This window comes from Gordonia aurantiaca, from assembly GCF_039939235.1.
Taxonomy (GTDB): domain Bacteria; phylum Actinomycetota; class Actinomycetes; order Mycobacteriales; family Mycobacteriaceae; genus Gordonia.
In genome coordinates this window covers 347,618-370,935 of sequence record NZ_JBDUUF010000002.1, presented here as the reverse complement: position 1 = coordinate 370,935, position 23,318 = coordinate 347,618, and the positions used below count along the sequence as shown (strand labels likewise).

At 70.6% G+C, this 23,318-nt stretch carries 22 protein-coding genes; 8 read left to right on the top strand and 14 right to left on the bottom strand.

Annotated elements, in window-relative coordinates; translation table 11 throughout:
- Positions 1-65: 65 nt before the first annotated feature.
- Both ABFT43_RS06700 and ABFT43_RS06695 read right to left on the bottom strand, forming a co-directional pair.
- Positions 66-464 carry a DUF3040 domain-containing protein gene (locus ABFT43_RS06700; protein WP_347959589.1) on the bottom strand — a complete coding sequence of 133 codons (399 nt, stop codon included), beginning with the start codon at positions 462-464 and terminating at the stop codon, positions 66-68.
- A gap of 180 nt (positions 465-644) precedes the next feature.
- A complete protein-coding gene (locus tag ABFT43_RS06695; protein ID WP_347959588.1) occupies positions 645-1,130 on the bottom strand; it encodes an SAV_6107 family HEPN domain-containing protein in 486 nt (161 codons plus the stop codon).
- 580 nt (positions 1,131-1,710) lie between these two features.
- Here ABFT43_RS06695 and ABFT43_RS06690 point away from each other — a divergent pair.
- From ABFT43_RS06690 to ABFT43_RS06680, 3 genes are read left to right on the top strand one after another with little or no spacing between them, the layout of a single operon-like run.
- Positions 1,711-2,382 carry a GNAT family N-acetyltransferase gene (locus ABFT43_RS06690; RefSeq protein ID WP_347959753.1) on the top strand — a complete coding sequence of 224 codons (672 nt, stop codon included), beginning with the start codon at positions 1,711-1,713 and terminating at the stop codon, positions 2,380-2,382.
- A complete protein-coding gene (locus ABFT43_RS06685) occupies positions 2,379-4,040 on the top strand; it encodes a phytoene desaturase family protein (protein ID WP_347959587.1) in 1,662 nt (553 codons plus the stop codon). Before ABFT43_RS06690 ends, ABFT43_RS06685 begins: the two co-directional genes overlap by 4 nt.
- Positions 4,041-4,052: 12 nt before the next feature.
- Positions 4,053-4,943, top strand: a complete 891-nt coding sequence (locus ABFT43_RS06680; protein WP_347959586.1) for an LppM family (lipo)protein — start codon at positions 4,053-4,055, stop codon at positions 4,941-4,943.
- A 42-nt stretch (positions 4,944-4,985) separates the two neighbouring features.
- Here ABFT43_RS06680 and ABFT43_RS06675 read toward each other — a convergent pair whose 3' ends face one another.
- Positions 4,986-5,963 carry a methylenetetrahydrofolate reductase gene (locus ABFT43_RS06675; protein WP_347959585.1) on the bottom strand — a complete coding sequence of 326 codons (978 nt, stop codon included), beginning with the start codon at positions 5,961-5,963 and terminating at the stop codon, positions 4,986-4,988.
- A gap of 11 nt (positions 5,964-5,974) precedes the next feature.
- Between ABFT43_RS06675 and ABFT43_RS06670 the strand changes: the two genes are divergently transcribed.
- Together ABFT43_RS06670 and ABFT43_RS06665 are read left to right on the top strand one after the other, a co-directional pair.
- The gene (locus ABFT43_RS06670) at positions 5,975-7,138 is read left to right on the top strand and encodes a polyprenyl synthetase family protein (RefSeq protein WP_347959584.1); all 1,164 of its coding nucleotides are present in this window, start codon (positions 5,975-5,977) and stop codon (positions 7,136-7,138) included.
- Positions 7,135-8,703, top strand: coding sequence for an alpha-(1->6)-mannopyranosyltransferase A (locus ABFT43_RS06665; RefSeq protein WP_347959583.1), 1,569 nt, complete (start codon positions 7,135-7,137; stop codon positions 8,701-8,703). Before ABFT43_RS06670 ends, ABFT43_RS06665 begins: the two co-directional genes overlap by 4 nt.
- On the opposite strand, the gene ABFT43_RS06660 is transcribed toward ABFT43_RS06665, so the two are convergent.
- Positions 8,672-9,037, bottom strand: coding sequence for an Rv2175c family DNA-binding protein (locus tag ABFT43_RS06660; protein WP_347959582.1), 366 nt, complete (start codon positions 9,035-9,037; stop codon positions 8,672-8,674). The genes ABFT43_RS06665 and ABFT43_RS06660 overlap by 32 nt on opposite strands.
- 148 nt (positions 9,038-9,185) lie before the next feature.
- Here ABFT43_RS06660 and ABFT43_RS06655 point away from each other — a divergent pair, with 148 nt between their 5' ends.
- A complete protein-coding gene (locus ABFT43_RS06655; RefSeq protein ID WP_347959581.1) occupies positions 9,186-10,430 on the top strand; it encodes a protein kinase domain-containing protein in 1,245 nt (414 codons plus the stop codon).
- Positions 10,431-10,440: 10 nt separating this feature from the next.
- On the opposite strand, the gene ABFT43_RS06650 is transcribed toward ABFT43_RS06655, so the two are convergent.
- Both ABFT43_RS06650 and ABFT43_RS06645 read right to left on the bottom strand, forming a co-directional pair.
- Positions 10,441-11,841, bottom strand: coding sequence for a class II 3-deoxy-7-phosphoheptulonate synthase (locus ABFT43_RS06650; RefSeq protein ID WP_347959580.1), 1,401 nt, complete (start codon positions 11,839-11,841; stop codon positions 10,441-10,443).
- A gap of 96 nt (positions 11,842-11,937) precedes the next feature.
- The gene (locus tag ABFT43_RS06645) at positions 11,938-12,432 is read right to left on the bottom strand and encodes a polyadenylate-specific 3'-exoribonuclease AS (protein WP_347959752.1); all 495 of its coding nucleotides are present in this window, start codon (positions 12,430-12,432) and stop codon (positions 11,938-11,940) included.
- Positions 12,433-12,558: 126 nt separating this feature from the next.
- Between ABFT43_RS06645 and ABFT43_RS06640 the strand changes: the two genes are divergently transcribed.
- On the top strand, positions 12,559-14,157 hold the full coding sequence (locus tag ABFT43_RS06640) for a mannosyltransferase (protein WP_347959751.1): 1,599 nt from the start codon (positions 12,559-12,561) through the stop codon (positions 14,155-14,157).
- A gap of 107 nt (positions 14,158-14,264) precedes the next feature.
- Here the strand turns inward: ABFT43_RS06640 and ABFT43_RS06635 are convergent, their stop codons facing one another.
- The 6 genes from ABFT43_RS06635 to ABFT43_RS06610 form a co-directional block, all read right to left on the bottom strand.
- Entirely contained in the window at positions 14,265-14,972 is a 708-nt protein-coding gene (locus tag ABFT43_RS06635) for a lysophospholipid acyltransferase family protein (RefSeq protein ID WP_347959579.1), read from the bottom strand.
- A 141-nt stretch (positions 14,973-15,113) separates the two neighbouring features.
- Positions 15,114-16,118 carry an ROK family protein gene (locus ABFT43_RS06630; protein WP_347959578.1) on the bottom strand — a complete coding sequence of 335 codons (1,005 nt, stop codon included), beginning with the start codon at positions 16,116-16,118 and terminating at the stop codon, positions 15,114-15,116.
- A complete protein-coding gene (locus tag ABFT43_RS06625; protein WP_347959577.1) occupies positions 16,118-16,588 on the bottom strand; it encodes a hypothetical protein in 471 nt (156 codons plus the stop codon). Before ABFT43_RS06625 ends, ABFT43_RS06630 begins: the two co-directional genes overlap by 1 nt.
- 103 nt (positions 16,589-16,691) lie before the next feature.
- Positions 16,692-17,903: an ArsA family ATPase gene (locus tag ABFT43_RS06620; RefSeq protein WP_347959576.1), complete on the bottom strand. Its 1,212-nt coding sequence runs from the start codon at positions 17,901-17,903 to the stop codon at positions 16,692-16,694.
- A 20-nt stretch (positions 17,904-17,923) separates the two neighbouring features.
- A complete protein-coding gene (locus ABFT43_RS06615; RefSeq protein WP_347959575.1) occupies positions 17,924-18,361 on the bottom strand; it encodes an SRPBCC family protein in 438 nt (145 codons plus the stop codon).
- Positions 18,362-18,802 (bottom strand): hypothetical protein, encoded by a 441-nt coding sequence (locus ABFT43_RS06610; protein WP_347959574.1) that lies wholly within the window; start codon positions 18,800-18,802, stop codon positions 18,362-18,364. It lies immediately after the preceding gene.
- Positions 18,803-18,910: 108 nt separating this feature from the next.
- On the opposite strand from ABFT43_RS06610, the gene ABFT43_RS06605 reads away from it, so the two are divergent.
- Positions 18,911-20,719 carry an AMP-dependent synthetase/ligase gene (locus ABFT43_RS06605; RefSeq protein ID WP_347959573.1) on the top strand — a complete coding sequence of 603 codons (1,809 nt, stop codon included), beginning with the start codon at positions 18,911-18,913 and terminating at the stop codon, positions 20,717-20,719.
- A 45-nt stretch (positions 20,720-20,764) separates the two neighbouring features.
- Here ABFT43_RS06605 and ABFT43_RS06600 read toward each other — a convergent pair whose 3' ends face one another.
- Positions 20,765-21,889: a glycosyltransferase family 4 protein gene (locus ABFT43_RS06600; protein WP_347959750.1), complete on the bottom strand. Its 1,125-nt coding sequence runs from the start codon at positions 21,887-21,889 to the stop codon at positions 20,765-20,767.
- Positions 21,889-23,316 (bottom strand): hypothetical protein, encoded by a 1,428-nt coding sequence (locus ABFT43_RS06595; RefSeq protein WP_347959572.1) that lies wholly within the window; start codon positions 23,314-23,316, stop codon positions 21,889-21,891. The genes ABFT43_RS06600 and ABFT43_RS06595 overlap by 1 nt, the downstream gene beginning before the upstream one ends.
- Between the last annotated feature and the right edge of the window lie 2 nt (positions 23,317-23,318).

Below are 23,318 nucleotides of genomic sequence, written 5' to 3'. Positions count from 1 at the left end.
CCCCGGAAGCGGGACGCGGCTCTGTTGTGGACTCGGTGCGCTGGGTCAGGGGGCCCGGTGGGGCCTCACTCCTGTTCGAAGCGACGGTTGAAGCGTTCCTCCATCCGCTCGGACAGCTTGCGCTTGGGGCCGTGGCCCCCGGACTTCTTGCCCCCGCGCGACAAAGGCGCGGCCGGGGCGTCATCGACATCGTCACCCCACAGGGCGAGGAGTCCGGCTCCGAACATCACCAGGAAGCCCAGGAGGCTGACGATCGGGAAGCCCCCGATGTCGATGTTGACGATGAGACCGCCGACGAGCATGACCAGACCGACGACGAAGATCGCCACGGCCTGAAGCCGACGCCGACCACTCGACCGGCCGAGCCGACGGCGCTTGACACTGGACGCAAACTTGGGGTCTTCCGCGTACAGAGCGCTCTCGATCTGTTCGAGCATGCGTTGCTCGTGCTCCGAAAGTGGCACCGACCCTCCTTCTCCCTGATCCACGACGCCGACGACGGTCAACCGCGACCGGTGAGGCGTCTGCGCCTTATATGCACCCATGATACGAGGTGAAATCGGCCGCGACCACCATTACCGGGCCATGTGGGCAACGACTCGGATCACGGAATGACGTCGACCACACCCAGATCGCGTCGGAACCTACGCGGTCTGTCCGATCTGGACCTCTTCGGTACCGAATTTGCCTTGCTCGTAGGCGATGACCATGGTTTCGACGTGGCGGAGGAAGTCGACCACGAGACGGCGCATCCCGGCGACACTGTCGGGGTCGAGAGTCCGGATGAGACCCGACTCGATCTTCATACGGACAGACGACAACGATGCGAAGCGCGCGGCGGGCGCGGCCAGCTCGGGTACGACGACGCCGATGCGCGTCCAGGCGTTCGACGTCTTGCGCCGGGTGGCCGTCGGCGGCTCGCCGATGGCGATCGCCGCGCCGGCCGCACGCAGTGCGACGAGGTAGAGCTGACGGAATCGCTCGGCGGTGTCCTCCACCCCGTCGGCGTTGTCGAGGAGCAGATGGGCGCGCTGGAGCAGATCCCGGGCACGGCTGACCATGACCGGGTCGACCGGCGCCCCGCGACGTGAGCCGGCGGCGGACCGGCGGGTGGTGGTCCTGGCGGCCATGGTGCCCTCCTCTCCGTCGTGCACCGAAGCTGCACGCTGTCGTCGTACCGAAGCCTGCCGGAAGGGTCTGACAAAGTTCTCGCACAGAACCCCTGCGTCGTCGTGTGCTGCGCCGCCGCCTTCAGCCGCGCCGTCTTCAGCCGCGTCGCCTTCTCCTGCGTCGTCGTGCGGACCTGCCTCGTGCAGACCTACCGGCTCGCGGTGAACCCGACCTTCGAGGCGGGTCCGGTGGCAGACGCTTCCCTCGTCCGCCACCGGACACCTCGAGTCGTCGGATGAACGCGAACAGCTGGCGGAGGCACATTCATCGAACATCCGTTCGACACGTTCAATATAGCCAGCGGCCGTCGCCTCTTCAAGGCGTGGACCGTCACCTCGGTGTGACGCACCGATCGACCGGTCGGTGCGCTAGACATAGGTTGAACGCAACGGATCCAACGTTGGGCCCGTGACCCGAATTCCGGACCCGGGATTCGGCCCCTACACAGACGGCATCGAGAGGACAGCCCCACCTGATGGTCCAGAACACATCGGCCCACCGGGTGTGGACGCCCACGGCAATCCGACGGGCGGTCCGGCGATGACCGTCCGGCTGGTGACCCTGAGCGGCCAGGACTCGCGCATCTGGCTGGACCCGGCGCTCGACGTCTACGTCACCGCCATGGGCTACCCGCGCGGCACCGAGATCCACCGGGCGGCGCTGTGGCGCGAACACATCGCCCGGCCCGGTTGGCGCGCGATCGGTGCGATCGCGACCCTCCCACCCCACGAGGCCCAGGCCATGCCGGCCGCCCGCCGCCGCCTCGCCCCGCCGATCGGCCGCGACCCGGGTGACGTCCTCGTCGGCATCGCCTACGGCTACACCGGCGCGACGGGTCAGTGGTGGAACCAGCAATTGCGGCTCGGCCTGCGACAGACCGGCCGCTCCCCCGAGGACATCGAGGCGATCGCCCGCGACTACTTCGAGCTGACCGAGCTCCACGTGCACCCGACCGCCCAGGGCCGCGGCATCGGACAGTGGCTGCTGGTCAACCTGCTCGCGAACCGTCCGGAACGCCACGTCCTGCTCTCCACACCGGAGATCCCGGCCGAACAGAACCGCGCGTGGTCGCTCTACCGGCGCATGGGCTTCCGGGATGTGCTGCGACACTTCACCTTCACCGGCGACCCGAGGCCGTTCGCCTTCCTGGGCCGCCCGCTCCCCCTCGAGTTCCGTCCGCCGGCCGCCGAACCACGGGCGCACGCGCGATGACCACCGGCCGCTCGAGATCCACCGGCCCGCACGGCGTTCGGCGCGACGCGGTGATCGTCGGTGGCGGCCACAACGGGCTCATCGCCGCGGCCTACCTGGCACGGGCCGGCCGCGACGTCGAGGTGCTCGAACGCGACACGATCCCGGGCGGCGCGGTCACGACCGTCGAACGATTCCCCGGTCACCGCGTCGACCGCGGCTCGTCGGCGCACCTGATGATCCGGCACTCCCCCGTTCTCGACGACCTCGACCTCGCCGCGCACGGCTTGCGCTACATCGACTGCGACCCGTGGGCCTTCGTCCCGGCCACCGACTCGGCGCCGGCGATCGTGTTCCGCACCGACCTCGACGCCACCTGCGCTTCGATCGAACAGGCCTGTGGCGCACGCGATGCCGCGGCCTACCGGGAGTTCGTGCGGACCTGGGCGCCGCGTGCGGCCGCGGTGATGGACGCGTTCTACCGACCCGCGACCATGGGACGGTTCGGACGCTCCTTCGCCGGCCTGGGGCCGACCTCGTCGACGGCGCGCACCGGCCCCGTCGGCCGGCGGGGCGGCGCGATGCTGAACCTGACCGCCGAGCTCATGGCCCCGGGCGACGCGCTGCTCGACCGGTGGTTCGACTCCGAGCACCTGAAGGCCGGGCTCGCCTGGTTCGGCGCGCAGTCCGGCCCGCCGATGAGCGCGCCCGGCACCGCGCCGATGATCGGCTTCGCCGCGTTGATGCACAAGATCCCGCCGGGACGCGCGGTGGGTGGGAGTGGGGCACTGACCGATGCCCTGGTCGGCCGCATCGGCGCCGACGGCGGACGCGTCTCGTGCGGCGACCCGGCCGTGTCGATCACCCGTTGCGGCGACCACTGGCGAGTCGAGACCGCGTCCGGTGAGCGGCGGTGCACTCCGACCGTGATCAGCGCCTGCCATGTGCTGACGACGCTGGATCTGTTGTCACGCGGCGGATTCGACGCCGCGACCATCCAACGGTGGCGGCGCGACATCGTCGTCGGCACCGGCATCGGCATGGCCGTGCGCCTGGGCACCACCGCGCTGCCCGCCTACCGGGACCTGCCAGGTGACCTCCCTGCGCACGGGGTGCACTCCGCGCTCGGGCTGCTGGTCACCGAGCGATCCCATCTGGTCCGTGCGCACGCCGCCGCCTCGGTCGGCGAACTGCCGCCGCGACCGGCGGTGGTGGCGATGAGCTACTCGGCGATCGACCCGACCCTCGCCCCCGAGGGCCGCCACGTGGTCAATCTGTGGGCTCAGTGGCATCCGTACCGGCTCGCGGAGAATCACACGGCGGGCGCCGCGAAGACCAGCTGGGCGTCGGCCGCCGGCACCGCGGCCGACGCGGTCTGCACCGAGGTGGGCCGCCACGCACCGGGTTTCGCCGACTCGATCGCCCACCGGTTCGTCCAGACGCCGGCCGACCTCGAGGACGAGCTCGGCATGATCGGCGGCAACATCATGCATGTGGAGATGTCCATCGATCAGATGTTCATGTGGCGTCCCACCCCCGACCTCGCCGGACACCGCGTGCCCGGCGCCGACGGCCTGTTCCTCGCCGGGGCGTCGACCCATCCCGGCGGCGGCGTCACCGGGGCCAGCGGATACATCGCCGCCCACGCCGTCCTGCGGCGCAGACGCATCTTCGGCTGAGCGTCTGGCACGATGAGCAGCGTGCGATCGTCGAATCCCGAACTGGATGCACCGACCCCCGGCGGGACCCGTGGCAGGTCCCGCCGACTGACCCCGCTGGCCCTGGCCCTGGTGACGCTGCTGCTGTCACCGCTGACCGCCGGCTGCCTCGAGCGGTCGACGACGGTCGGCGACCGCTACTCCGGCAGCGTCATCGTGGCGACCTCGCCGGACAACCCGAAGGGCGCGCCGCAGCTCGACATCCCGGAGTCGATGCTCGGTCAGGTCTCGGTGACCAACTACAAGGAGGCACCGGAGGACGAGGGTTCCGACGACAAGAACGACAAGGACGAGGCCGTGTCTCGGGTGGGCACCCGCGCCAGCTTCTCCGATCTCACCGCCGGGCAGTTCGGTCAGCTCGGCGACATCATCTCCGACGCCTACGGCGAGACGTCGCTGTCGATGGACCTGAACGCCAAGCGCAGCGGCGAGGTCGTGCGGTTCCGCGGCAACGCCGACCTGTCCGAGCTCAACCCTCGGCAGCAGGACTATGTGCAGCTCACGGTGACCTTCGCCGGGCCGGTCACCGCAACCAACGGCGACCAGGTCGGCGAGTCGACCGTCACCTGGACCCCACAGCCGGGTGAGCCGTCGGACTTCAGTGCCGACGCCACCTACCCCGACCCCGCGACCGCCGCGGTCAGCAGCTGGTCGTGGTTCCTGGCGATCGTGTGCCTGCTCGTGGTCGCCGTCATCGTGCGGATGGCCTACAAGATGCGCTACAAGGGACCGCGCCCCGGACGGCCGGTCGGCAAGCCGGCCCAGACGAACCTGTCGGCGGAGGGACTGGCGGCCGCGGCCGACCCGACCTCTCCGGCACCGGCCGCGAAGGGAACCGGCGACGGGTCCGGCACGAACACCTGACGACCGGTGCCCGACGGACGTCCCGACCGGCTCCCGTGAGCGTCAGGCCGGGACGTGCAGCGCGGCGTCCACGTCGACGCCGAGGCGCGCGAGCACCTCGGAGGTGGCCTTGGCGAAGTTGAGGCTGCAGAAGTGCAGGCACGGGGCGCCCTCGGAGATGAGCCGCTGCGCGGTCTCGGTGGCGAAGTCGATGCCGACCGCGCGGACCGCCGCGCGATCCTCCTCCGGCCCGTTGCCCGCGGCCCGCGCGAAGCGCTCCTCCACCGCCGGCGGGATCTTGGAACCGGACAGGTAGGCCATGCGCCTGATGCTCGCCAGCGAGGTGACCGGCATGATGCCCGGGATGATCGGCTTGGCGCCCTGTTCGGGGTCGGCCTTGCACACGCGGTCGCGCAGCCGCAGGTAGTCGTCGACGTCGAAGAACATCTGGGTGATCGAGTACTCGGCGCCCGCGCGCAGCTTGTTCACCAGGTTCGCGGTGTCGTGCTCGAGGTCGATCGCGCGGTGGTGACCCTCCGGGAACGACGCGACGCCGACGTGGAAGTCGCCGAGCTCCTTGATGAGGCGGACGAGCTCCACCGCGTACTCGACGCCGTCGGGGTGCTTGACCCACTCGCCGAGCGGATCCCCGGGCGGGTCGCCGCGCAGCGCGAGCAGATTGGTGATGCCCTGGTCGGCGTACGCCCCGACCAAGGCGCGCAGCTCATCGATGCTGTGGTTGACCGCGGTCAGGTGCGCGACCGGGAGCAGGGTGGTCTGGGCGGCGAGTTCGCCGGTGATGCGGACCGTGCGGTCACGCGTGGACCCGCCGGCGCCGTAGGTCATCGACACGAATGCCGGGGACAACCGTTCGAAGATGCGCACCGCGCGCCACAGCCGGGCCTCGCCCTCGGCGTCGCGCGGCGGCATGAACTCGACGGAGAACGGCACCGGTCCACGGTGCGGGGCGGACAGGCGTTCGACGATCGAGGGTGCCGGAGCGGTTGGGGTCACCCGCTCAGTGTAGAGAGCGATTCGCATAGCCTGGCAGGGTGACCTCCGCCTCCCCCACGCCGACCTCGCTCGATGCGGTCCCGGCGGCCGTCGAGACCGAATTGCGCCGTTTCTTCGACGTCGCGGTACCCGCGGCGGCCGAGATCGCCCCGGTGGTGGGCACCGCGGCCGAACTGGTGCGTGACTTCGTGCTGCAGGGCGGCAAGCGCATCCGGCCGGTCTTCGCGTTCGCGGGCTGGCGCTGCGGGATGACCGAGTCGGCACGGGCCGACGCGGCGCCCGACTCCCCCGTCGGCCGGGAGGCATCGGATGCGCTGCGCGTGGGCGCGGCACTCGAACTCGTCCAGGCCTGTGCCCTGATCCACGACGACATCATCGACCACTCCGACACACGCCGCGGGAACCCGACGCTGCACCGTGTCTTCCAGTCGCGGCACGTCGAGGCCGACTGGGCGGGCGACGCCGCCGAGCACGGGGTGGCGGCCGCGATCCTCGCGGGCGATCTCGCACTCGCGTGGGCCGACGACCTGGTGCACGACCACCGGCCGGGGGTTCCGACCGACTCGACCGGCGGGGTGCGCGACCATCGCGCCCTGCCGCCCGCGGTCGGGGCCACCTGGGCGGCCATGCGCACCGAGGTGCTCGGCGGCCAGTTCCTCGACATCGTCAACGAGGCCAGCGGCGACGACTCGGCCGCGGCCGCCTACCGGGTGATGGAGTTCAAGACCGCCGCCTACACCGTGGCGCGCCCGCTCGAACTCGGCGCGCGCCTGGCCGGGGCGTCGGAGGACCTGGTGGGGACGCTGCGCAGCATCGGCCACGACCTGGGCATCGCGTTCCAGTTGCGCGACGACCTGCTCGGCGTGTTCGGCGACCCGGTGCGCACCGGCAAGCCCTCGGGCGACGACCTGGTCTCCGGCAAGCGCACCGCCCTGCTGGGCACCGCGCTGCGTCGTGCCGACGACTCCGATCCCGCCGTGGGACAACGCCTTCGCGACCTGATCGGACGGCCACTCGACGACGCCGAACTGACCTCCGCACGCGGCATCCTCGTCGAGGTCGGTGCGGTCGCGGAGATGGAGACCGCCATCGACGACCTGCTCGGCAAAGCGCTCGACGCGCTGTCCTCCGCGGACATCGGTGACGACATCCGGGCCGAACTGACCGCGGTGGCCCACCGGACCGCGCATCGCGAGGCATGAGCACCCGCCGCGACCTCGCGATCGGCGCACTGGGAGCGATCCTGGTGTGCCTGGGCAGTTTCGGCGTGGGCGACCCGCCCCGCAACTGGTCGGTGCCCACCGACCTGCACCTCGGCTGGATCGGCTACGGCCACGGCAAGAACGTCTCCGGCGTCCTGTTCTGGGCCGGTGTCTTCTGCCTGGTGTTCGCGTGGGTTCGGCTGGGGCGCCGCGTGATCGGCGCGCGCACGGATCGGACCGACGCCGCGGACGTGCCGTCGGTCCGGACCCTGCAGCGCTGGCTGCCGGCCTGGGCGGCGCCGCTGCTCGTCGCGGCCCCGGTCTACAGCCGTGACGTGTACGCCTATCTCGCGCAGGGAGCGGTGTTCGGCGCCGGCTTCGATCCGTATGCCGATGGGCCCGCGCACAATCCGGGTCCGCTGGTCGACTCGATGGCCACCGTGTGGGCGACCACAACCGCGCCGTACGGCCCGTTCACGATGGGGCTGTTCCGCGTGGTCACCGAGATCACCGGCGACCACGTCGTCGCCGGTGTGCTCGCGATCCGGCTCGTCCTGCTGCCCGGCCTGTTCCTCTCGCTGTGGGCGATCCCCCGGCTGGCAACGCATTTCGGCGCCTCTCCGCAGGCCGGTCTGTGGCTGGCGCTGTTCAACCCGATGGTGCTCATCCACATCGTCGCCGGACCGCACGTCGAGATGCTGATGATGGGTGTGCTGGCCACCGGCGTCGCGCTGGTCGTGTCCGGCCGGCACGCCTGGGGCACCGCGGCGCTGGCGATGGCGGTGTCGATCAAGATCACCGCCGCCATCGCGGTGCCCTTCGTGTTGTGGATCTGGCTGTCGCACATCCGCTCCGAGCGCGCGGTGGCCGCCCGCGACGTGGTGAAGGTGTTCGCCGCGATCGTCGGGGTCTCGCTCGCGGTCTTCGGTTTCTGGACCCTGGTGATCGGGCTGGGACTCGGCTGGCTCACCGGCCTCGGCTGGGCCGACGTGATCATCAACTGGTTCACCATCCCGACCCTCGTCGCACATCTCGTCACGCTGGTCGCCGCGCCGTTCGTGGCGCTGAATCTGCAGCCGGTGCTGGAGGTCACGCGCGCGATCGGGTCGGTCGTGCTGGCGCTCGTCCTCGTCGGCCTGTGGTGGCGGCAGCGCCACGACGAGCGGACCGCGGTGGCCGGGATCGCCTGGGCGATGCTCGCGGTCCTGTTGCTCGAACCGTCCACTCTCCCCTGGTATTACACGTGGGCCCTGGCCGTCGCGGTGGCGTTCACGCTACCCCGCTGGGCGTATGCGACCGTCGTCGGGGCGTCGACGTTCATGCTGATCGTCTTCCAGCCCGACGACGCGATCGTCTTCTACAAGCCGTTCGAACTCGTGCTGGCGTTTGTGCTCGCCGGTCTCGCGGCCTGGTCGTTGCTGCGACCGGATCCGTTGCGCCTCGGCCGGTTCGGCAGATGGGCGTGGGGCACCCCCACACCCGCGGCATCCGCTCGCGACAAGGCGTCGGACGCCCCTGCGGACGAGAACGGGGTCAGAAGGCCTGAGCCTGCGCCCGGCGGATGACCTCTCGCGCCGAGTGCGTGTGCAGCGCGGCAGCCGGGTGGAGACCCAGGTCCTCGTGCACGGTGAACAGCCACACCATCGCCTCGTCGCGGGTGTACCCGCCGTCGAGCAGCACCTCGACGAGGCCGTAGAAGTGCTTGACCACGCCCAGGTCGTCGAAGAACAGCGCGGGCACGGCCGGCTGACCGTCGCGGGAGACGGCGAGCAGGTGATGATCGCGGATCAGGGTGCGGACACGGTTGGTCGAGACCTTGAGTCGCTTGGCGACATCGTCGACCGTGAGCGTCTCGACGTCAGGGGGCAGAGTGTCCGGGGACAACGGTAGGGAACCCACGTGATGCAGCGTAGCGGCTGCCTGGTGACGGTGAAACCGCAGTACCCGCCGCCTGGCACACATCCGACCGCCCGACGGGGGCGACACCGGCCGGGCTCACATCCACCGATGGCCCCGACCGCGCGGTCCTGCAGGTAGATTCAGCGTCGTGAACTCCCCCGTCGACACGATGCTCGGGACCGTCCTCGAGGACCGGTACCGCATCGACGCACCCATCGCGCGGGGTGGCATGTCGGCGGTGTACCTCGGCGTCGACCTGCGCCTCGGCCGCGACGTGGCGGTCAAGGTGATGGACCCCCGGTACTCCGGCGATCCGCAGTTCCTGCGACGCTTCGAGTTCGAGGCCCGCGCGGTCGCCGGGCTGAAGCATCCCGGTCTCGTCGCCGTGTACGACCAGGGCATCGACGGCGGGGTCGCCTTCCTGGTCATGGAGCTCGTCGACGGGGGCAGCCTGCGCGAACTGTTGCGCGAGCGCGGTCCGATGCCTCCGCACGCGGTCGTCGCGGTCGCCGATCCGGTGCTGGGCGGTCTCGGCACCGCGCACGCCGCCGGCCTGGTGCACCGGGACGTCAAACCCGAGAACGTGCTGATCTCGGATGCCGGCGAGGTGAAGGTCGCCGACTTCGGTCTGGTGCGGGCCGTCGCCGAGGCCGGGGTCACCTCGGCCAGCGTCATCCTCGGCACCGCCGCCTACCTCTCGCCCGAGCAGGTCGAGTCCACCCATGCCGACGCGCGCAGCGACGTCTACTCCATGGGCGTGATGATGTTCGAACTCCTCACCGGCAGAACGCCTTTCCACGGCGACTCGCCGTTGGCGCTGGCCTATCAGCGCCTCTCCTACGATGTGCCCGCGCCTGGTGACGTGATCGCCGGGGTGCCCGCCGAGCTCGACGAGATCGTGCTGCGCGCGACCGAGCGGAATCCCGCCGACCGGTACGCCGACGGGTTCGAGATGCAGCAGCACCTGCTCGCGGTGGCCGACGAGCTCGATCTCCCGCCGTTCACCGTGCCCGCGCCGCGTCGGTCCCGGGAGCGGGAGATTCGTGCGCGTCACCGGGCGGTCGATCCCGTGGGACGGGCCGGGCGCGGCACGCGCGTGCAATCCCGGCCGGGCCCCTACGAACCGGGCGATTCCGCACCAGACGTCCCTGCGGATCCCGCGCCGGCGCGTCCGGTCGCCGCGGTCGGCGACGCGTCACCGGCGCTCGTGCGCGAGCACCGTCGCGCGCAGCGCCGGTCCGCCGACATCGACGACGGACCGGATCCCGAACCCGAGTTCGTCGGCGGATCGCGCCTGGCGTCGATCCTGTGGATCCTGTTGGTGCTGCTGGTCGCCGCGGGACTCGGCGCCGCCGGATTCTGGGTCGGCAGCACGTATCTCGCGGTCGGCTGACGAGCCTTTCTCAGCCCCGCAGCATCTCCGCGACGAGGAACGCCAGCTCCAGCGACTGCTGGGTGTTGAGTCGCGGATCGCAGGCGGTCTCGTAGCGGCCGGCGAGGTCCAAGTCCGAGATCTCCTGGGCGCCACCGAGACACTCGGTGACGTCCTCACCGGTGAGCTCGACGTGCACGCCGCCGGGATGGCTGCCGAGGGCACGGTGCACCTCGAAGAAGCCCTGCACCTCGTCGACGATGCGGTCGAAGTGTCGCGTCTTGAACCCGGTGGACGACTCATGCGTGTTGCCGTGCATCGGGTCGCACTGCCAGATGACCTTGTGCCCGGTCTCCTCGACGGCGCTGACGATCGCCGGGAGCACCTCGCGCACCTTGCTGTTGCCCATGCGGGCGACCAGGGTGAGCCGGCCCGGCTCGTTGCGCGGGTCGAGTCGCCGGACGTATTCGACGGCCTGCTCAGGCGTGGTGGTCGGGCCGATCTTCACGCCGATCGGGTTGTTGATCAGCTCGGCGAAGGCGATGTGCGCGCCGTCGAGTTGACGGGTGCGCTCGCCGATCCACAGGAAGTGCGCCGACAGGTCGTAGAGAACCTTCTCCGCGTCCTCGCTGCCCTTCGGGTTGTCGGCCAGGCGCAGCATCGCGCGCTCGTAGTCGAGGACCAGGGCCTCGTGCGAGGCGAAGATCGCCGCCGATTTGAGGCTCGAGTCGGTGACGCCACAGGCGTCCATGAAACGCAGGCCGCGATCGATCTCCGAGGCCAGCGCCTCGTACCGGGCGCCGGCCGGCGAGGTCCGCACGAATTCCCGGTTCCAGTCGTGGACGCGGTGCAGGTCGGCCTCGGCCTGGGTCAGGGCGCGCACGAGGTTCATCGCCGCGGCGGCGTTCGCATACGCGCGGACCAGGCGCGACGGGTCGTGGCGACGCACGGCCTCGTCGGCCGGGAATCCGTTGACCATGTCACCGCGGTACGACGGCAGGCCCAGCGCGTCGGTGTCCGACGAGCGCGGTTTGGCGTACTGCCCCGCGATGCGGGCGACCTTGACCACCGGCAGGCTCGCGCCGTAGGTGAGGACGACGGCCATCTGCAGCAGCGTGCGGATGTTGGCCTTGATGTGCGGTTCGGTGTTGTCGGCGAACGTCTCCGCGCAGTCACCGCCCTGCAGGAGGAACGCGCGACCCTCGGCCACGGCGGCGAGCTGGCTGCGCAACGACTCGACCTCGGCCGGCATACAGATCGGCGGCACCGACTCCAGGACCGTGCGCATCCGGCGGGCCTCTTCGGCATCCCAGCTCGGCTGCTGCAGGGCGGGCCTGCTCATCGCGTCGTCGAAGCGCTCCTGGAGGCCACCGGGCAGCGGCGGCAGTTCGGGGAGTTCGTCGATCGGAACGTCTACGGTCCAGTTCACCACGGTTTCAGCCTAATGGAGTCGTCACCCGTGGTCGGCGGGCAGGGTCGGATCTCCTGTCATCCCACCGAACTCGATTTCCGCGGACCGGTCGCCGGGTCATCTCCCCTGGCCGGCGCGGGCCTTCTCGATGGCCTCCCAGCGGCGCAGGTTGTGCCGCGCGTCGCTGAGCGCATCATGGGCATCCGACGGGGCAGGCGGCAGCGGCGGGCGGCCGGCGGCCTCCCAGTGCTGCCGCAGTTCGCGGGTGAAGCGCGGGATGGCGCGGGGCAGCGCGGTCATCGGACCCCACAGCTGGCAGAGGACGACGTGGTCGTACGCGCCGACCCACGCCCACAGCTCGATGTCGGTGCTGTCGGCGGTGAGGAACTCCAGGAGCTCGTCACGGATCCGGCGACGGTCCTTCCAGACCGGCGACGCCGGGGACGGCAGCTTGGGCAGCACGTTGGCTCGAACCCAGTCCCCCGCCCGGCCGGGGTCGAACTCGGTGGACACCGCGTAGAACTCCCGACCGTCCTCGCCGACGACTCCGATCGAGACCAACTCGATGGTGTTTCCGTCCTCGATGAACTCGGAGTCGTAGAAGAACCGCATGGGGACAGTATTCACAGGTTCACCGCCGCAGGCCGCATCCGAGACGGTCGGCGTGACGGGTCTGACGCACATTTTCCCATCGGCACCCCGGGCTGGCTACCCTGGTACTCCGTGCGCTCCAGGTCTGTGCTGGCGACCGCTTTCCTGGCGGCGTCGATCATCGCGCGGCTCGTCTGGGACACGTTGACCGTCAACGGCAGGAACTTCGTCGACCTGCATGTTTACCGTGATGGGTCGGCGGGTCTGACCGACGGGTCGCTCTATCTGTTCACCTACGCCGGCGAGACCGACTTCGCGCTGCCCTTCACCTACCCGCCGTTCGCGGCGGTGGTCCTCTACCCGCTGTCGCTGATCCCGTGGGACATCGTCGCCATCGGCTGGCAACTGGCGACCTTCGCCTCGCTCTACGCATGCGTGGTGCTCGCACTGCGTCTGGTCGGCAAGACCACCGACGTGCAGTTCACCGCCGCGCTCTGGACGGCGCCGGCGATCTGGTGCGAGCCGGTCCGCGTCACGCTCGACTACGGGCAGATCAACCTGTTCCTGATGCTGGGCACCCTGCTGGCCGTCTACTGGGCGCGCCGGCCGTCGCCGTCACCGGGCGACCGCGGCGTCATCGGCTCAGGTGTGTTGATCGGCCTGATGGCCGGCATCAAGCTGACCCCGGCCGTCACCGGACTCTGGTATCTCGCCGCCCGGCGCCCCTGGGGCGCGTTGTGGGCGGCGATCTCGTTCGTGGACACCGTCCTGGGATGCCTGTTGCTCTTCCCCGAGGTGACCCGTACCTACTACGGCACCCTGCTCGGCGACGCCAAGCGCATCGGTCCCGTCCAGGAGGTGATGAACCAGAGCCTGCGCGGAACGCTGTCGCGGTTCGTCGATCACGACGTCGAGAGCGGCTGGATCTGGTTCGTCGGCGTCCTGGTGGCGGCGGTGTTCGCGATCCTGGCCTGGCGCGGGATGGCGACGTCGGACCTACTCGGCATCCTGCTCGTCGTGCAGTTCTTCGGACTGCTCGTCTCGCCGATCTCCTGGGTGCACCACTGGGTCTGGGTGGTCCCGTTGGCCATCTGGCTGGTCCACGGGCCCGGCGCCCGACGCCCCGGTGCCCGCGCCGTGCTCGCGATGTGGGTCGTGGTCGCCGGAATCGGCGTTCCGTGGGTGTTGCGCGTCCTCGACGAATACGGCCCGCGACCCGGCGACGCGGTCGACGCGATCTTCGGGGCGGCGTGGCCGATCGCCACCTTCGTCACGATGGGCTGGCTGTTCGCGACCCGTGCCCACCGCGACGCCGCGCCCGCCGACGGCCGCCCGAAGGACGTCGTCGCGGCCGCGATCATCGACGGCGACCGGGTGCTGCTGGCCAAACGCGCCCATCCCGCGGAACTCGCCGGCAAGTGGGAGCTGCCCGGCGGTCGCGTCGAATCGGGTGAGACGCACGCGCAGGCCCTGGTCCGGGAGATCCGGGAGGAGCTGGGCGCCGAGGTCGAGGCCGGCCGCCCGGTCGGATCCCCGGTGCCCCTCCCGAACGGTCTTGTGCTGCACGCCTATCGGGCACGGCTGCGTTCGGGCACGCCGGCCGCGCTCGAACATCTCGACATGCGCTGGTTCACCGCCGCTCAGCTGCGCGAGCTCGACGACGAGGACGTCGTCCCCGCCGACCGCGGCTGGATTCCGGATCTGCGCGCCGCCCTCGACGAGACACGGGTCGGCGAAGCGGGCTGAGCCCTCAGGGGGCCGCGTCCGCCCACCGACTCCAGGCGGCGTCCGCCGACCGACTCCAGGCGGCGTCCGCCGCGGGCGGCTCTAGGCGGCGTCCGCCGCGGGCGGCTCTAGGCGGCGTCCGCCGCGGGCGGCTCGACCTCGGGCTTTTTGTTCTTCAGCGTCGCGGCGTAGACGTCGACGTACTGCTGGCCCGACAGCTGCATGAGTTCGTACATGATCTCGTCGGTGACGGCACGCTCGATGTAACGGTTGCCCTGCATGCCCTCGTAACGCGCGAAGTTCAGGGGCTTGCCGATGCGGACGGTCACCTTGCAGGGCCGCGGCAGGATGGTGCCGGGCGGGTTGAACTTCTCGGTGCCGATCATCGCTACCGGGATGACGGGGACGCCGGTGTCCATGGCGAGGCGGGCGAGGCCGGTCTTGCCCTTGTACAGGCGGCCGTCGGGCGAACGGGTGCCCTCCGGGTACATGCCCATCAGCTTGCCCTTGCGGAGCTGGCGGCGGGCGGCGATGAACGCGCCCTCGGCCGCCGCGGCGCCCGACCGGTCGATGGGGATCTGGCCGACGGCGGTGAAGAACCAGCGCTGGAACGCGCCCTTGAGACCGGTGCCGGTGAAGTACTCGCTCTTGGCCAGGAAGTAGATGCGTCGGTTGACCATGAGCGGCAGGAAGAAGCTGTCCATCACGGCCAGGTGATTGCTGGCCAGGATCGCCGGACCGTCGGCGGGGATGTTCTCCTCACCCTCGATCGTCGGACGCCCCAGAATCCGGAGGAACGGCCCCAGGAAGATGTACTTGAACAGCCAGTACCACATGAGACTCTCCTCGCCGCGCACATTCGCCTGACCCGCGGTCCCCGTCGACTGCGGACCCCGATCCGATGAGGCCGTCGCCTTCGGCGCGGCCCCGACACCAGAACCATACCTGCGTCCGAGACCGCGCAGGGGATCCGGTTTCTAGCGGCCCGCGACCCTACGGTCTCCGGGCTGTTCCGAGTTCTTCTCCTGCGCGGCCCGAAATTGTTGGCGCGCAACCTCGGCCGCTCCCACCACGCCCGCGGTCTCGCCCAGCTGGGTGCCGCGGATGCGCGCGAGCTGGCGGTGACCGGCGCCGGTGATCTGCCGGGCGTAGTGCTCGCGGGCCTCGTCGAGGAACAGACCCGACGCCGCCCCGACGCCGCCGGCCAGCACGATCAGGTCGGGGTCGAAGATGTCGGCGATCATCGCCAGGCCCTGCCCCAGCGAGGTCGCGAACCTGGCGAACGCGGCCAGTGCCACGGCGTCGCCGTCGGCGGCGGCGCCGGCCACGCGGCGTCCGGTCAGTGAGCCGGGGTCGGCCGCGACGTCAGCGGCGAGCTGGCTCCGTCCCCAGTCGCCGTCGGCCAGCAGCTCGACCACGGTGTCCACCAAAGCCGTTCCGCTGCAATACCTCTCCCAACATCCCCGCTTGCCGCACGCGCAAGCGCGGCCGTCGGGGACGATCGTGAGGTGTCCGAGTTCCGGTGCGACGCCGAAACTTCCGCGGTAGATCTCGCCATCGATCACCAGGCCCGCGCCGATGCCGGTGCCTATCGCGAGCACCACGGTGTTGTGTCCGCGTGCGGCCGCGCCGTAGCGCACCTCGGCCACCGCGGCGGCGTTCGCGTCGTGTTCGGCGTAGACCGGGATGCCCAGGCGGCGGGTCATGTCCTCGGCGACGGGGGCCTCCCGCCACGGCAGGTGCGGCGCGAAGCGCACGATGCTGCGGTCGGTGGTGAGGAACCCGGCGATGGCCAGGCCGACGGCCTTGGCGTCCCACCGGGAGGTCAGCTCGCCGACGAGCCGGTCGAGGCAGTGCTCGAGGGCCTCCACCGTCGACGGGGTCTGTGCGCGCAGGGTGTCGAGCATCGTGCCCCGGTCGTCGACGACCGAGGCACGCACGCTCGTGCCCCCGATGTCGATGCCGATCGTCAGCTCACCCATCACTGCTCCTGGTCGGGTCCGGTGGTCGTCTCGTTCCGCGGCGCGGATATGCGCACCGCGATCGGTTCGTAGTGGCGCGGGGCCGTGGCCGTGGCCGGGGACGACCGCAGCGCCTCCGCGATCGCCTCCAGCACCGCGATGATCGCAGCCAGCAACCGGGCGATCAGGTCCCCGATCTCGCTCAACAGCGAGGTGATCTCCCCCGACGCGCCGGCAAGCGCGTGACCGACCGGGCCGTCTGCGCCGAACACCGCCGCGTAGGCCGCGAGCGGTGAACCCGCCGCGCCGTCGCCTTCCCGCTCGTCGGAGCCCCCGGTGCGCGATCCCCCGCCGGCCCCGGCGAAGAGGGCGGCCAGCGCGTCGATCTGGTTCGCCAGTCCGAGCAGCAGATCCCGGACCGGGTCGGCGTGTCCGCCGTGGTCGTCACGGCCGGGCCCGCCGCCGGATGACGTCCCGTCGTCCGTGGCCATTCGCGTCTCTCCCCTCCCGCTTGTACAGGCATCCCAGGCACCGTACCGCGCAGGTGTCGACCGCGCGGTCTTCGAACGTACCGGAGTGCAACCGCCCCGACGACTACCGGCGGGGCCAGACGGCGGGATCGGGCACGAAGCCGACGGACAGCCGGCCGGACTCCCATGCGGCGTCCGTCACCAGGCATCGTCGCAGCACCGAGGGCAGTCGGACCGGGTGCCGGAATCCGGACACGGTCACCAGCAGGTCGTCACCGCTTCGGCCGAGCGCCAACGAATCCGGGTCGGGCAGCCGCTGCGGCCACGACAGCCGGTAGGCGGGCGTTTCCGGCCGCCCGGGCTCTCCGTCGGCGACGACGTCGACCGTCGCCGCGGCCGACCCGCGTGCGACGCCGTGCGGGTCGGGCAGGCGCACGCCGAGTTTGCGCACCCGCGCCATCCGGTCGATCGTCTCGTCCGACCGCTCGACGGTGCCGACCCGCACCGGGCCGTCCCCCTCCGCGGGATCGAGAAGCCCCTCTACGTGGGCGACGAGGTCGTCCGCGGCTTCGCCGCCCACCCCGCGGTTGACGAGGATCGACGCGAGCGGCAGCCCCATCACGTCCGCGCCGGCGAGGTAGCGCCCGGCCAGCCGCCGGGTCCGGTCCTCGGCACCGAGCACGAGGTGGATCGCGACCGCGTGCGGATCGCCGAACAGTTCGGCGACGTCGGCACAGTCGCGGTCGATGGCGTCGACGGCGGCGGTCAGTTGCGCCATCACCGGGCGTTCGGCCGCGGCGGCGAGGCGCCGGTGTCGCGGCCAGAAGCGGTTGAGGGCCTGGCTCAGCACCGACCCGCCGCGCAGGAACTGCAGTGGGTCGCCGCAGCCCGAGCAGTCGACGACGATGCGCTGCCACTGCCCGCTCGTCGCCTCGTCGCGGATGCGGCGCAGCAGCAGGAAGTCGTCGATGCCCGGCAGCGAGGTCAGTTCCGCGGCGTCGATGCCCGCCAGCGTCGACACACCGGGCAGCACGTGTTTGCTGTGGCCGATCGTGTGAGTGAGCACGTCGACGAAGGCCGACCACGTCTTCTCGGTGAGGTCGAGACGGTCGAGCGCCAGCAGGTGCAGGTGCTTGGAGACCGCCACCGGCTCACCGGGCCGGCGGTACACGCGGGCCCAGTCGTGCACCGGCGACCAGCGGTCGACGGTGACGAGCAGGGTGTGCTGTTCGGCCCGGCTGACGACACGACGGGAATCCCTGGATGTGCCGGGTCGCTGGGATGCCGCGGCAGCGGCGATCGCGGAGACGCCGGAACCTCCGGGACCGAGCACCACATGGATGGGGGTGAGATCGATCAGCCTTCGACCCTCTTCTTCAGGTCGTGCAGCGCGGCGTCGGTGATCGCCTTCTCCGCACGGCGTTTCAGCTGGCCGATCATCGGGACCCGGAGGTCGACCATGAGCTGATAGGTGACCTTGGTGGAGCCCGGCACCTGCTGGGTCAGGATGTAACGGCCCTGCTGATCCTTCTGCAGATCGCTGGAGACGAGCCGCCACGACACCGAGGTGCCATCCGGATCCCACTCGTAGGCAAGGACATAGGTGTCCTGCAGGACGCCGGCATCGAGTTCGAAGCGGACCTCGAGCGCGCGACCGGCGTCGTCGGTGCGCAGCACCTCGACCGCGCGGGCCGCGGTGACCCACTCCGGGTAGTGCTCGAAATCGGCGATGACGGCCATGATGGCGTCGGCGTCGGCGCCGATGACGATGTCGCGTTCGGTGTGATCGGCCATCTACCCGACCCCCGCCGATGTCTCGATGGCGGGCCCGCCGACCTCGCGGCCCTCCTCCAGGCGCCGCTTCACCTCGAACGACATGTCCTTGCCCGCCACGCGCCGGCGCTTGTTCTCCTCGGCCAATGAATCGGCGCGGGCCTGCGGGTCGTCCCCACGTTCCCCGGGCAGCGGCCCCGTCGGCTCGCCGTGCAGGAAATAGTGGAGGACGAAGCCGTCGAGTACCGCCTCGTTCCAGATCTCCATCGTCCCGGCCACCGGCCCGTCGACGCGCCACCGGACCCCTTGTTCCCCACGGTCTTCGGTCACCGTGAGACGCAGGTCGGGCCACCACCGGCGCCAATTGGCGGGATTGCCGATCACGGCCGTGCTCAGGGCCGGGGTCGCGGCGACGAAGACCTCGTCGGCCACCTGGATGCTCGTCACGCCCCCTAGCTTCACATACTCGTGTCGGCGCAGGGTAGTGCACCCGAAGGCGGTGGCCCGAACACGTGCGTTCTGCAGCAGGGATACCATCGGCACATTGGCATCTACTGGAGGGTAACCACGATGAGCGAGTACAGCGTGCCGGCCAAGTTCTCGATCGCCGATGACGAGAACTGCACGAACATCATCTTCGGGCTGGCGCAACGATCGCCCCAGCACATCGTGTTCCGGCACAAGCAGGGCAGCACCTGGGCACCGATCACCGCCGCCGACGCCGCCGCACGTATCGCCGCGATCGCCAAGGGCCTGATCGCCTCCGGCGTGGCCCCCGGCGACCGCGTCGCGCTCCTGTCGCGCACGCGCCTGGAGTGGAACCTCGTCGACTTCGCCATCTGGTCGGCCGGCGCCATCACCGTGCCGATCTACGACTCCTCCTCGGCGAGCCAGATCGAGTGGATCATGCGCGATTCCGGCGCCGTCGCGATCGTCCTCGAAGACGACGCCCACCGTGCCGCGTTCGAATCCATCGAGTCGCTGCCCCAGCCGGTCAAGGTCTTCCAGATCGACCGCACCGACGGCCCGGGCGCCATCGAGGAGCTCACCGCCGCCGGCGCGGACATCGATGACGACGAGGTGGCCAAGCGCCGAGCGACGCTCGGCGCCGCCGACCCCGCGACCCTGATCTACACGTCGGGCACCACCGGCCGCCCGAAGGGCTGCATCCTCACCCACTCGAACATGCTCGCCGAGATGAAGGCGATCCTCGCCGGCGACATCCTCGACGAACTCCGGCAGCGTGACCACAAGCGCCTGCTGATGTTCCTCCCGCTCGCCCACGTCCTCGCGCGCGCGATCACGCTGGTCGCCATCGAGGCGGGCGCCGAGGTCGGCCACACGAGCGACATCAAGACCCTCGTCGACGAGTTCGCGGTGTTCAAGCCCTCGCTGATCCTCTCAGTGCCGCGCGTGTTCGAAAAGGTCTACAACTCCGCCCGCCAGAAGGCCCACGACGAGGGCAAGGGCAAGATCTTCGACGCCGCGGCCGAGACCGCGATCGCCTACTCCGAGGCCCGGGAGAAGGGCGGCATCGGTCTGCTGCTCAAGGCCAAGCACGCCGTCTTCGACGCGCTGGTCTACAAGAAGCTGCGCACGGCCCTGGGCGGGGAGTGCGGCATGGCGATCTCCGGCGGCGGACCGCTCGGCGCCCGGCTCGGCCACTTCTTCTCCGGCGTCGGCATCCCGGTCTTCGAGGGTTACGGCCTCACCGAGACCACCGCGGCGTTCAGCGTGAACACCCCGTCCGCGTGGAAGATCGGCACCGTCGGAAAGCCGTTGTCGGGCAATTCCGTCCGTGTCGGCGAAGACGGCGAGCTGCTGCTGCGCGGCCCGGTCGTCTTCTCGGAGTACTGGCAGAACCCGGAGGCCACCGCGACCGCGATCGTCGACGGCTGGTTCCACACCGGCGACCTCGGCACGGTCGACTCCGAGGGCTTCATCACCATCACCGGCCGCAAGAAGGAACTCATCGTCACCGCCGGCGGCAAGAACGTCTCCCCTGCGGGCCTCGAGGACGTGATCCGCGCCCACGCGCTGATCTCGCAGGCGATGGTCGTCGGTGACGCCAAGCCGTTCGTGGCCGCGCTCATCACCATCGACCCCGAGGCATTCCCGGCCTGGAAGGAGCGCAACGGCAAGCCCGCCGATGCCACGGTCGCCGACCTGATCGACGACGAGGATCTGTTCGCCGAGGTCAAGGCCGCCGTTGACGAGGCGAACAAGACCGTCTCCTCGGCCGAGGCGATCAAGAAGTTCCGCATCCTGCCGTCGGACTTCAGCGAGGAGACCGGCGAGATGACCCCGACCCTCAAGGTCAAGCGCAATGTCGTCGTCGAGAAGTACTCCGGCGACATCGAGGCGATCTACGCCAAGTGAGGTGAGTGGTCCCGGCTGCGGTGGCCGTGCTCGAGAGCCGACAGTCTAGAGCAGCTGCCGCAGCCGGGCCGCCATCTGGCTCCACTGCCAGTTCTCGACGACGAAACGTCGTCCCGCGGCGCCCATCTCGGCCGCCGTCGCGCGATCGCCGAGGATCGACAGCACGGCCATCGCGACCGCGTCCACGTCCCGGCCGTCGACCGTCGTCCCGGTGACACCCTCCACCACCGTCTCCGGCGCACCGCCCGAGAGTCCCGCGATCACCGGTATCCCGGTCGCCGAGGCCTCCAGGTAGACGATGCCGAGGCCCTCCACGTCGAGGCCGCCGCCCCGGGTGCGCGACGGCATCGCGAACACGTCGGCGATGTTGTGATACGCCGAGAGTTCCTCCGACGGAACCGATCCGGTGAAGATCACGTGCTCGCCCACCCCGGTCGACTCCGCCAGCGCGTGCAGTTTCTCCGCATACGGGCCACCGCCGACGATGACGAGCACCGCCTCCGGAATGGTCCGGCGGATCAACGGCAGCGCACGGATGAGCACGTCCTGGCCCTTGCGCGGCACCAGTCGCGACAGGCACAGGATCGTCGGGCGGTCCCCCAGCCCGTGCCGATCCCGGATCTCCTGTCGGGCGACCGGATCCGGTGTGAAGCGGTTCACGTCGACGCCGGGCGGCAGGTACTCCAGCGCGGCATCGGCGCCGAACGCAGCGGCGAAACGACCGCGCGTGTACTTGCTGACGAACGTGACGACGTCGGTGTGTCGGCCGATGTGCCGCAACACCTGACGTGCTCCCGGCAACATCGACCACCCGACCTCGTGACCGTGGGTGCTCGCCAGGACCCGTCGGGCACCGGCCCGCCGCACCACCGGCGCCAGCACGGCGAGCGGCGCCGCCGCGCCGAACCAGACCGTCGAGATCTGTTCGCGCCGAATGATCTCGGCGGCCCGACGGGCGACGAACGGCGTCGGGAGCATGAGGGTCGTGGGATGCCGGTACACGGTGTACGGCACCCTGGCGTCGAACTCGATGTGCGAGCGGCCCCGCCACCGGGGCGCGTACACGACCACGTCCTCGGGCGGCAGCAGGTCGACGAGATTCTCCAGATACGACTGGATTCCGCCGGGGCGCGGCGGGAAGTCATTCGTGATCAACAGGGTTCGAGGCATCATCCGACCTGTCTGTCGAGCCAGCGGCGCCAGTCGGCGACCAGCCGGTCCCGATCGACGCCCAGTGCAGAACGGATGGCGGCGTTCTGACGTTCCGGTTCTCCGCTCGCCGCGACGCCGAGATAGAGCTTCTTGAGTCGCTCGGGCCCGTAACGGTCGGCCACGTACGCGGCCACCGACCACGCGCTCTGGTAGGCGATCCGGGAGGCCTCCCCGTCCATCGCGAACGCCGCGTCGTCGGGCAGTCCGGCCGGCGTCGCATCGGCTCGGACGGCGTCGGCGAGGTCGGGCGCGGCGTCGGCGAGCCTGCGGTACGTGCCCTTGCGTCCGACGTATTCGGCGACTCCCTCGGTGATCCACAGCGGGGCGTCGAAGGCGGTCCGGGCCCGTGCGGCGACGTGGGTGAGTTCGTGGCGCAGCACCACCGCGAGCATGGGCTCGGCGAGGTCGGTGGCCGCGGGCGTGAAGACCACCCGTTGACCGGTCGCGACACGCTGCGCGAAGTCGACGCGGCTGAAGATCGATGCCGCCGCGGCGGTCCCCGTGATTCCCCGCGCCTGCGTGACGAGGGACTCGAACTGCGAGTCCTCCGCGGTCGTCACGAGGACGGCACGGCGCTCCCACTCGGGCCCCCAGAACCCGGTGACCGCGTCGACGGCCGCGGGCAGCTGCGTGCGCAGCGACCGCGCGGTGTCGCCGGTGTCGGGATAGGACGCGACCACCGACGTCCCGCCGGCGGTGGCCGCGTCGGAGGCGGTGAGGCCGGGCAGTTCCCACATCTGGATCGGGGTCGGGGCCGCGTCGAGAAGGGCGGTGTCCCCCACCAATTTCCATTCTTCGCCGTATCGGGCGACGACGAACTGGGTGGCGACGACGACCTCGGGTTCGTCGACGCCGGGCGCCCGCTGCCCACCGAGGGCGTAACGAAGCTCCACCGGGGCGACCCAGGCGTCGGAGCTGCCTGCCGCGCTGAGCCGCTCCTGCACCTGCATCGGCACCAGCGTCTCGGCCTCCTCGGTGGGCGCGAGCTGATATCGGAAGCGGGCGAAGCGAAGTGGACCGGACGTGTCGTCGCCGGCGGTGTCCGGGCGGGCGGCGCGCAGGTTATCGGCCGCAGTGACGAACCGGTCGCGGAACTGCGGCATCGCCGACGCGTCGACCAGTCGGCCCACGCTGCGCGCGTCACCGGAGGTGAGCGAGTCGGTGAGCGTGTCGAGCAGTTGTGTCACACCCTCGGCGCGCTGCTGCTCGTAGATGTTCTCGGAGGTGGTCGTCGACGTCGTGCTGATCGACGACCCAGCCGGCCGGGCGTCCGTGGACGCCGCGTCAGAGCATCCGGCGAGCGTCCCGGAGACCAGCAGGGTCCCGGTGATCAGCAGGGCCGGGGCCGCGAGCGTCGGGCCCCGGCGCCCACGGAGTGAAACCACCA